8 protein-coding genes are annotated in these 9,483 nt (G+C 44.8%); 3 read left to right on the top strand and 5 right to left on the bottom strand.

Going from position 1 to position 9,483, the window contains the following annotated elements; translation table 11 throughout:
* Positions 1 to 124: 124 nt before the first annotated feature.
* A complete protein-coding gene (acnA, locus tag ACT3RN_RS12540) occupies positions 125 to 2,962 on the bottom strand; it encodes an aconitate hydratase AcnA (protein ID WP_192519637.1) in 2,838 nt (945 codons plus the stop codon).
* A gap of 288 nt (positions 2,963 to 3,250) precedes the next feature.
* Positions 3,251 to 4,261, bottom strand: coding sequence for a DUF3025 domain-containing protein (locus tag ACT3RN_RS12535; RefSeq protein WP_192519636.1), 1,011 nt, complete (start codon positions 4,259 to 4,261; stop codon positions 3,251 to 3,253).
* A 127-nt stretch (positions 4,262 to 4,388) separates the two neighbouring features.
* On the opposite strand from ACT3RN_RS12535, the gene ACT3RN_RS12530 reads away from it, so the two are divergent.
* Complete coding sequence (locus ACT3RN_RS12530; RefSeq protein ID WP_192519635.1) at positions 4,389 to 5,105, top strand: metal-dependent hydrolase; 717 nt, start codon at positions 4,389 to 4,391, stop codon at positions 5,103 to 5,105.
* A 190-nt stretch (positions 5,106 to 5,295) separates the two neighbouring features.
* Positions 5,296 to 5,850 (top strand): YchJ family protein, encoded by a 555-nt coding sequence (locus ACT3RN_RS12525; protein ID WP_192519634.1) that lies wholly within the window; start codon positions 5,296 to 5,298, stop codon positions 5,848 to 5,850.
* 24 nt (positions 5,851 to 5,874) lie between these two features.
* Here the strand turns inward: ACT3RN_RS12525 and ACT3RN_RS12520 are convergent, their stop codons facing one another.
* From ACT3RN_RS12520 to ACT3RN_RS12510, 3 genes are all read right to left on the bottom strand, one after another.
* Positions 5,875 to 6,783, bottom strand: a complete 909-nt coding sequence (locus tag ACT3RN_RS12520) for a class II glutamine amidotransferase (protein WP_192519633.1) — start codon at positions 6,781 to 6,783, stop codon at positions 5,875 to 5,877.
* Positions 6,784 to 7,071, bottom strand: coding sequence for a hypothetical protein (locus ACT3RN_RS12515; RefSeq protein ID WP_225739196.1), 288 nt, complete (start codon positions 7,069 to 7,071; stop codon positions 6,784 to 6,786). It abuts the gene before it with no gap.
* A gap of 74 nt (positions 7,072 to 7,145) precedes the next feature.
* Positions 7,146 to 8,312 carry a homoserine kinase gene (locus ACT3RN_RS12510; protein ID WP_192992418.1) on the bottom strand — a complete coding sequence of 389 codons (1,167 nt, stop codon included), beginning with the start codon at positions 8,310 to 8,312 and terminating at the stop codon, positions 7,146 to 7,148.
* Positions 8,313 to 8,502: 190 nt separating this feature from the next.
* On the opposite strand from ACT3RN_RS12510, the gene hisF reads away from it, so the two are divergent.
* Positions 8,503 to 9,285, top strand: a complete 783-nt coding sequence (gene hisF / locus ACT3RN_RS12505; protein ID WP_192519631.1) for an imidazole glycerol phosphate synthase subunit HisF — start codon at positions 8,503 to 8,505, stop codon at positions 9,283 to 9,285.
* Positions 9,286 to 9,483: the final 198 nt, after the last annotated feature.

Genomic DNA, 9,483 nt, shown 5'->3' with positions numbered 1-9,483 from the left:
TTTCCTTGTGTCGAAGTTATCTGAACGCAACTATACCGATATAACACCCGGTTACTTAATAAAAAAGCCCAATCCCCTACTTTATAGGGATTGGGCTTTTTACCATGCTAAGTCTATTACCTCACTAGCCTGCGTCTTTACTCTCAGCAGCCAGTTGACGTAGTACATAGTGCAATACACCGCCATGGCGCACGTATTCACGCTCTTTTGGCGTTTGTAATATAACATTGACCTCAAAGTTCTCGGTAGAACCATCGGCACGAGTGGCCGTAACGTTGGCCGTTTTGCTCTCGCCATTGTCTAAACCTGTGATGCTCAATACTTCCGAACCATCCAACTTATAAGTAGCTGCATTTTCACCGTCTTTAAAGGTCAACGGCAATACGCCCATACCCACTAGGTTTGAGCGGTGAATACGCTCGAATGAGCTGGTTAATACGGCTTTTACGCCGAGTAAAATCGTACCTTTGGCTGCCCAGTCGCGGCTGGAACCAGAGCCGTACTCTGCTCCGCCGAGCACGACTAACGGACGCTTGTCTTCTTTGTACTTCATCGCTGCGTCATAAATGGGCATTTCTTCGCCGTCTTGGAGCGTTGCACTATCACCATTGAAATAATAGGTGTAACCGCCCTCTTTACCGCCCATCATAGTGTTTTTGATACGGATGTTGGCAAAAGTACCACGAGTCATAACGGCATCGTTACCGCGACGTGAGCCATAGCTGTTAAAGTCTGCTTCCATCACACCACGCTCCTGCAAGTATTTACCTGCTGGTGAGTCCGGGTCGATATTACCCGCTGGTGAGATATGATCGGTGGTGATCGAGTCACCGAACAGACCTAGGATACGTGCACCTTGGATATCAGGAATACCTTCTGGCTCCATGGTCATACCATCAAAAAACGGTGGGTTCTTGATGTAAGTTGACTCCTCGCTCCACGGATACAACTGGCTATCTGCTGAGCTAATCGCATTCCACGCGGCACTGCCGTCAAACACTTCGCCGTAGTTTTTGCGGAACATATCAGCATCGATGTTATTGGCAATCAACTCATTGATCTCATCAGAGGTCGGCCAAATGTCTTTTAAGTAGACATCATTGCCGTCTTGGTCTTGTGCTAGTGGATGGGTCGTTAGATCAATATCGACCGTACCTGCCAATGCATAAGCTACCACTAGCGGTGGTGATGCCAAATAACTGGCCTTCACATGTGAGTGAATACGACCTTCAAAGTTACGGTTACCTGATAGCACCGCAGCAGCGACCAAGTCGTTTTCTTCAATGCCTTTCTCAATAGCCTCAGGCAGTGGTCCTGAATTACCGATACAAGTTGTACAACCATAACCTACTAGGTAGAAGCCTGTTTTTTCTAACTCATCCATCAAATGGGTTTTTTCTAGATAATCTGTCACCACTTTTGAGCCTGGAGCCAGTGAAGTCTTGACCCATGGTTTGGCTTTTAGACCTTTGGCCGCTGCTTTTTTGGCGACCAAACCCGCACCAATCATTACTGCTGGGTTTGAGGTATTGGTACAAGAAGTAATGGCGGCAATAACTACCGACCCATCTCTCAATTTGTGCTGCTTATCATCGATACTGACAGTCGAAAAGACGTTATTTGCCGGAGCATGCTGAAGATTGTCATCACTTGTATCGACTTCTATCTGTGGTTCAGCAGCCAAATCATCTGCTTGCTCTTGCTCGCCGCCTTCTTGATCAAAGCGTATTTTACCATCCGCTTCTATTTTACGGTCTTTGTTCATCTTCTCTAGCGTTTCGCCAAACTTCTCATGCATATCAGACAGGTTAATACGCTGCTGTGGCAGATTGGGGCCAGCCAATGCTGGTTGTACAGAAGATAAATCCAGCTCTAACTTACTCGAATAAGTCGCCGCTGGTGTATCGGCATCGTGCCATAGGCCTTGCGCCTTGGCATACTGTTCGACCAACTCAATCTGTGCTTCATCACGACCTGATAGACGCAGGTAATCAATCGCCATTTGATCAATTGGGAAAATACCACATGTCGCACCGTACTCTGGTGACATATTGGCAATGGTCGCGCGATCCGCAAGCGGCATACTGTGTAAGCCCTCACCATAAAACTCAACGAACTTACCGACCACGCCATGTGCGCGCAGCATCTCAACCACACGCAGTACCAAATCAGTTGCCGTGACGCCTTCGGTCAGCTTACCTGTCAGCTCAAATCCGACCACTTGTGGAATCAGCATCGATGAAGGTTGACCGAGCATCGCCGCTTCCGCTTCGATACCGCCCACGCCCCAACCAAGCACCCCGATACCATTAATCATAGTGGTGTGACTGTCTGTACCGAAGACGGTGTCAGGATAGGCTGTCAGCTCGCCATCGACATCTGCGGCCATAACCACACGTGCTAAATACTCAAGGTTGACCTGATGCACGATACCCGTTGCTGGCGGTACGACAACGAAGTTTTCAAAGGCGTTACGCCCCCAATGTAGGAACTCATAACGCTCGTTGTTGCGTTTGAATTCAATCTTTTCGTTGAGATCAAGCGCGTCCTCGCGGCCATAAGCATCGACCTGTACAGAGTGGTCAACGACCAGCTCACTAGGAATAAATGGATTGATCTGCTCAGCATTACCGCCAAGCTCGACCACGGCATCACGCATCGCAGCCAAATCAACCACTGAAGGCACACCAGTGAAATCCTGCAAGACCACACGCGCTGGCATAAAGGCAATCTCTTTTGACGCCTCAGCACCTGCATCCCAGTTAGCAACCGCTTCGATATGGTTTTTGCCTACAGACTGACCGCCATCTTCGTTACGTAGTAGGTTTTCTAATACGATTTTCATGCAGAATGGCAGCGTTTTGATATGCTCATAGGTTTCGGTCAGCTTTGGTAGGCTGTAGTAGGCATGTTCCTTGCCATCGACCGTAATCGTGTCTTTTACATCAAAAATATCGCTCATAGTAGCTTCCTTATCATTGTTATATATCCTGAACATAAACGGTTTAACGCTTATGCTGATAATTGGTGGCTAGATAAATCCTTCATCATTGTTTGTTAGAGATAATTGTTTGTTGGAGACAATCGTTACTTGGAATCTGATGCATAAATTCAAACCTTAGATTCAACAATAACGTTCTTTTACCATAACAAAGATGTCGGCCTTTGTTAACGCCTAGACGTAGTCAAATCGTGGCACAATCGTAAACGTAATAAAGGCTTAGATACTCACTGCTGTCTATCGCCCTTATTACTTTGCATTCATTATTTTTTTGCGACGACCACTGCGAAACACATAGTTATCATCGTAAAAGCGCGGATCAATATTGTCTGACCAAAAGTGTGGCACACCTAAAATAGGCAGTGGTGCAAGCTGTTGCGGTTTGACGTCATCGTTTGATAATAATGTATTCATATATTCGGCAACCTTATTATCCAAGCGGCTCATACGCTCAGCTAATGATAAGGCAAAGAACGCTTGTGAAACATGAATGACAATGCTGTGAGCGCATAGAGGTTTGCGTGGATGTATCAGTTGCTCAAGTAAGGCATGACCAAAGATATAGACTGCGGCTTGAGCACTCGAACTTGGTTGTTTTGGATTGTCCCATTGAGCGCGTGGCACCACCAAACTTGCCTGCCAATTAAAGTCAATCAGCGCTTCGCCGATATTTGGATCTACCGTGACGAGCACGGCGCCATTTTCATCAAATACAGTGATAGTATCTCGCACACGCCCTCGACGCTCACTGACTCCTTGTGCTGCTATCTCTAACATATGATAATAATTGAGCAATGCCTTAGTCTTCGGAAACGTCAGCCAAATACTGCCGTTAAATAAATCATGTAAATTATCACGCGTCGGAATATTACCAGTCGTTGCAATAAAACTTTCATACGCCTCACCTTCAGGTAGCGCATCCTGCGAGACAAACTTTAAAGCTTGCACTTGATTGTCTTCAGTCGGCTTGGTAGTAGGTAGAAAGCCCTGCGTCTCTTTCCTCTGCCGATTAATCGCAGTATTTAATATATCAGCGATGACATCTATTAGCGGCTCCTCAATCACCGCACCTGCTATTTCATTTTTTGGTGCTGCTATTGTGCTTAGATTTTGAATGGTTTCACTGATACTACTCAGTTGGTTAAGGTGACACATCCATGGTGATTGCCAATCAATCTCGGCAAAGTCTTTATCAAGCACGGTAGCGCTCTCAACACGGACATCAGAGTCAAGAATGACAGGTAAATCATTAGTGGGCATAAACGCTTTCTCTTAAGGGTTGTCTATATTAAACGTATGAGCGGGCTATGGTATCATGGTGCCCTTTTTTACGACTAGATGAGCAGCTCAAAAGGTCTTTTTGAGCGCGATGGATAAATGAGTTTTTATGGCAAATTTCAACACCCACTTGAACGTTGCATTTATGGTCAGTGGCACGGCGAGTCTAACGGTTTATAAAGCTGGATTGATCAATGACTCGGGGTTTTTAGTGTGCGTGGCACTTGGCACCATCGGTGGGTTGTTACCAGACTTGGATTCGGATAATTCAACACCGATTAAGCTTGGGTTCAACATTACTTCGTTTATTTTCGCCTTTGGTTTAGTCATGCATTGGCGCAGTGAACTGAGTTTATTATCATTGATGGCGTTATGGCTGGTAGGCTATGGCTTTATGCGCTATGTGGTATTTTATGTATTCACCAATATGACGGTGCATCGCGGTGTGATTCACTCCGTTCCTTATATGGCAATACTCGGACTGGGATTAACTTATCTCAATTATTTTGTACTACAGTTGCCACTAACGACCAGCTGGTTTTATGGTTTGTTTTTATTTGGTGGGGCTATGGTACATTTAACCCTAGATGAGCTTTATAGCGTTAACTTATCCAATATGAAAATGAAGCGCTCATCAGGTACTGCGATGAAGTTTTATCAGCATGATGATAAATGGTGGTACTGTCTACTGTACATTATCCTTTTGTTGCTGCTGTATGTTGCCCCGCCTTTTGAGCCTTTTTGGCAACAGCTACGTGATCCAGCACCTTGGGCACAGCTCAAAGTCGGTATGCTGCCTGATATGATAGAGAGTATGCGGCGTTAAAATCTGACAATGTTATAGTCAATCCACTATAAAATAAATGCAGCTATACGGATTAGATTTGCGCAGCCTCTGTCTGCGTAGGCACAGCAAGCAAGACAAATTTAACCCGTATCGTATGGTTATATCTCTTTTATTTAGGACTAACTATATAAACTACAGAACCAAATCCCGAAAAAACCTTGAGTAAAATATGCAACCTTCCCTACAGACTTGCCCTTGCCAAATCAATCCAGCATCAACATCGGTAGGCTCAACGCCACTATCCTATCAAGACTGCTGTCAGCCTTATCATGATGCTTTTTATAATGACAAAATTGATCAGGTAGATGGTATGAGCGCAGAGACAGCCGAGCGGCTCATGCGGTCGCGCTATAGTGCATTTGTGTTGGTAAAACCAGATTACATTGTAAAAACCACCGTACCTGCACAGCAAGCATTACTTGACGTACAGTCGATTGAGAGTTGGGCAAAAGAAACGGACTGGGCAGGACTAGAGATTGTAAAACACACCCCAAAGCTTGGTAAACGGCACGCGCAAGTTGAGTTTAAAGCCTATTTTAAGACGCCAAATGAATTACAGACGCATCATGAGCTATCTGCCTTTGTAAAGGTAAAAAGCAAGGCTGATAACGATGCGCGCTGGTACTTTTTAGATCCGACGGTTGCGATGACTATCACGCAAAAGCAACCGTGTATTTGCGGGTCTGGTGAGAAGTTTAAGCGGTGTTGTGGAGGTTACATTTAAATAGTATCAGATGTTTATCACTTCCTAAACACTCGCCCCGACCGCGCGTGCAATCGCAATCCCTTCATCAATCGTCAAAAACTTGCGCTGGCTTGGACTGTCTTGATAAATGACATCACCATCTTGAAATATTAGGCACTCATTTACCGCTAACTGTTGCCACTTCTCATTTTCAGTCAATGGTACGGTGACCAAAATAGTGACTTTGTCCGTATCTGTGGTCACATCACCAAAGTTAATCGCCATATCATCATCAGCCAGTTTTGCTTCACCAAATGGCGCTTTACGCGTAAGATAAAACAATAAACTACCCGCATAAGCCAGCTGCCACTTGCCATTTGATATCAAACAATTAAATAGTCCATTAGCAGATAGATAACGGCATTGTGTGGTCAAAAAGTTAAACAATGTCTTGTCGTCAGGACGCGACTTAAAGCTGCTCTTTAGGCGATTAACCAAATAACAAAAGGCCATCTCTGAGTCAGTTGAGCCGACGGGCTGACAATGTGAGGCATTGCCATTGTCCTGCAGACGCTGACAGCGTTTAATGAACTCGCTATTCATCTGACCGTTGTGCGCAAACACCCACTGCTCACCCCATACCTCACGCACAAACGGATGGGTATTGGCCAAGCAGTTCTGTCCTTGCGTCGCTTTACGAATATGCGCAATGACGTTCATGGCTTTGATTGGGTAGTTATTGACCAAATCAGCGACTGGTGACAAATGGCTTGGGCGATTGTCATGAAACAAACGCAGCCCCGTTGAATCATTTACCGTTTCGTCATTATTCACACAGTCACTACGCTCAAAGAACGCAATACCAAAACCATCTTCATGACTGTCCGTCATGCCGCCACGCTTGCGAAACCCTGCAAAGCTAAAGCCAATATCCGTTGGAGTATTACAGTTCATTCCTAAGAGTTGACACATTTAATCGTTACCACCATTGTTATTATTGAGCGCATCAAAGTCAGCATCACTCATTTCATCAAGCAGCGCTGCACCATCAGTTGGTATGGTATCCAAAATACGCTGAGCTTCTGCTAAATCCGTATCTTGTACCCATAGCACCGCGCCTGAGTTCATGCCTGGGATACTACTTAACGCTTGCATCGATACCGTAATGTTGTTATTTCTCAGCAAATTGGCATGCAACTCGCCCTGCATATTGGTATCAAAGCGTGCCAGTTTGTGCCAGTTATCAACTTGATCAGTCATGGGTTCACCTCTGAGGTTTTGGTGCTAAATTTTAGTACTGGATGCTGGTACAAAAATAAGTGAATCAGTAATACTTACGGTAATTGATCTAGCTTATATTCTTTGATAGCAGACTCACTACTATTTAATGTGTCCTGCGCTTGCTCGGCTTGCGTGATGTTGCTAAACACACCGACAATTTGATTGTCCTGCTTATTTAATAATACAAATACCGTATTTTGCGATTTTTCGACATGCGCCCAATGGTAAGCGGCCAAACGTTTCATCAAGTCAGGGTTTTTGACCATGATATTATCGCCTGTACGCCCTTCGGTACGGTTGTAATGAATCACATTTAGACGCAATAACCAAAAAATCACTGCCGCTTTTGCTAGCATTACAGGTAGCGCACGTTTTTCATCTTCGCTCATTGCGCGCTTGGCTTCATACCCCTGTAAAAACGCTACCATTTTACTACGATCAAAATGAACTCGTTCATCTTGCTCGGCATCGCCCCAAGTCGTACAAAAGTCATTGATAGTAATGGCAATATCCATCACATAATGTTCGACACTGACTTCGGTAAAATCTAACAAGCCCGTTAATTGCTCCTCACCTTTTTGTAAGTTCCATAGCGTGTTGTCAGCAAACATATCCAAATGACATAAGCCTTTTGGCAAAGTTTCAAGCGGTAAATTGCGGTAAGACTGCCAAATATCACTCATCAACTTGGCTTCATCACCTGGCATAAACTGCATTTCACGGTCACGTACATCGCTCCATGGATATAAAGGCACGCCATATTGCTCAGCAGGCTGTAGCGCTTGCAATGTTTCATGCAGCATCGCTAGTGCTACACCGATATCATGACACATCGCTGGCGTGGTTTGCTCAGGATGCGAGCCAGCTAGACAGGGAACCAAGGTGATTGCTTTGTTTTCGTAATGAATAACATAGCTGTTCTCACTGTTTGTATTAGCATCAGCGGTATCAGATTCAATCACAGCCAATGGCGCGGCTACCGGTAGCTTGCCATCTAATTGATTGAGGATAATCGCCATTTTTTCGATATCAGCGGGTGGACGCTCTTCAAATAACGTCAACACGTAAGAGTATGCACCATCTACATCGTCAGTTGTTTGAATAAACCAGTTTGAGTTTTTTATGCCTTGGGTAATCGGAATGGCACGCACAAATGATACGCCAAAGCTTTGGCAAAAGGCGGCAAACTGGTCATCGGTTAACTGGGTATAGACGGACATGACATCTCACTTTTGGCAATTAAATAAAAAGTTAAATAAAATAAATTTAAGCGGCAATCACAGTAATTGTAACGCGTATAAGCAAACTATGGCGAAAAGCATAATAATCTTACGAAAACCTGCCTGAAACGGCGGGGTTTTTGCTAGACTAGCGCCTATAGAATGAATTGATTATAAGGTGAAAGACCCTATGTTAGCAAAGCGTATCATCCCTTGTTTGGACGTGGACAACGGCCGTGTGGTCAAAGGCGTACAATTTGTCGATATCAAAGACGCAGGCGATCCTGTCGAAGTGGCCAAACGCTACAATGAACAAGGCGCTGATGAGATTACTTTTTTGGACATTACGGCGACCAACGATGAGCGTGACACTACTTATCATACTGTCGAGCGTATGGCCGAGACCGTATTCGTCCCGCTCACCGTCGGCGGTGGCGTGCGTAAAATCGCAGATATCCGCAACTTGCTCAATGCTGGCGCAGATAAAGTGGCGATTAACTCAGCCGCCGTGTTTACTCCGGAGTTCGTTGGCGAAGCCGCGCAGAAATTCGGTAACCAATGCATCGTCGTGGCTATCGATGCCAAACGCGTCGCTGATATCAATGTGAATGGCATTATCGTACCACGTTGGGAAATCTTCACTCACGGTGGTCGTAAGCCAACGGGGATTGATGCGGTGGCTTGGGCCAAAAAGATGACTGATCTGGGTGCAGGTGAATTATTGGTCACCTCAATGGACGGCGATGGCACCAAAAAAGGCTATGACTTAGCATTAATGAAACAAATCACCAATCAAGTGAACATACCTGTTATCGCCTCGGGCGGTGTTGGTAACTTACAACACTTGGCCGAAGGTGTACTAGAAGGCGGTGTCGATGCAGTGCTTGCCGCCAGCATATTTCACTTTGGTGAGTACACAGTGCAAGAAGCCAAAGAATATATGGCAGCGCAAGGTATACAAATGCGTCTTTAGTACGCTTGTAAAACACAAATAAAACAGAAAAAAATGTTATCATAGCGCTAACCACTTATTTTTGTTCAATTAACTGCTGGCGTCGTTGACTACAGCGATTGATTACCATGGTTAATTAACAAGCCAAATAATCAAACTTATTATTTGAACGTATCTATTATAGTTAATCGCTCATTTATACTTACTCCTATATTTATT

It is taken from the genome of Psychrobacter sp. AOP5-GZ1-6 (assembly GCF_052376345.1).
In the GTDB taxonomy this organism is placed as follows: domain Bacteria; phylum Pseudomonadota; class Gammaproteobacteria; order Pseudomonadales; family Moraxellaceae; genus Psychrobacter.
The sequence above is the reverse complement of the archived record's forward strand: the minus strand, read 5'-3'. Positions and strand labels throughout refer to the sequence as shown.

Bases quoted from the DNA above. Each gene is read 5' to 3' on its own strand.
- ACT3RN_RS12510 (WP_192992418.1), bottom strand. From the start codon at position 8,312: ATGTCCGTCTATACCCAGTTAACCGATGACCAGTTTGCCGCCTTTTGC.
- ACT3RN_RS12535 (WP_192519636.1), bottom strand. From the start codon at position 4,261: ATGCCCACTAATGATTTACCTGTCATTCTTGACTCTGATGTCCGTGTT.
- hisF (WP_192519631.1), top strand. From the start codon at position 8,503: ATGTTAGCAAAGCGTATCATCCCTTGTTTGGACGTGGACAACGGCCGT.
- ACT3RN_RS12520 (WP_192519633.1), bottom strand. From the start codon at position 6,783: ATGTGTCAACTCTTAGGAATGAACTGTAATACTCCAACGGATATTGGC.
- acnA (WP_192519637.1), bottom strand. From the start codon at position 2,962: ATGAGCGATATTTTTGATGTAAAAGACACGATTACGGTCGATGGCAAG.
- ACT3RN_RS12515 (WP_225739196.1), bottom strand. From the start codon at position 7,071: ATGACTGATCAAGTTGATAACTGGCACAAACTGGCACGCTTTGATACC.
- ACT3RN_RS12530 (WP_192519635.1), top strand. From the start codon at position 4,389: ATGGCAAATTTCAACACCCACTTGAACGTTGCATTTATGGTCAGTGGC.
- ACT3RN_RS12525 (WP_192519634.1), top strand. From the start codon at position 5,296: ATGCAACCTTCCCTACAGACTTGCCCTTGCCAAATCAATCCAGCATCA.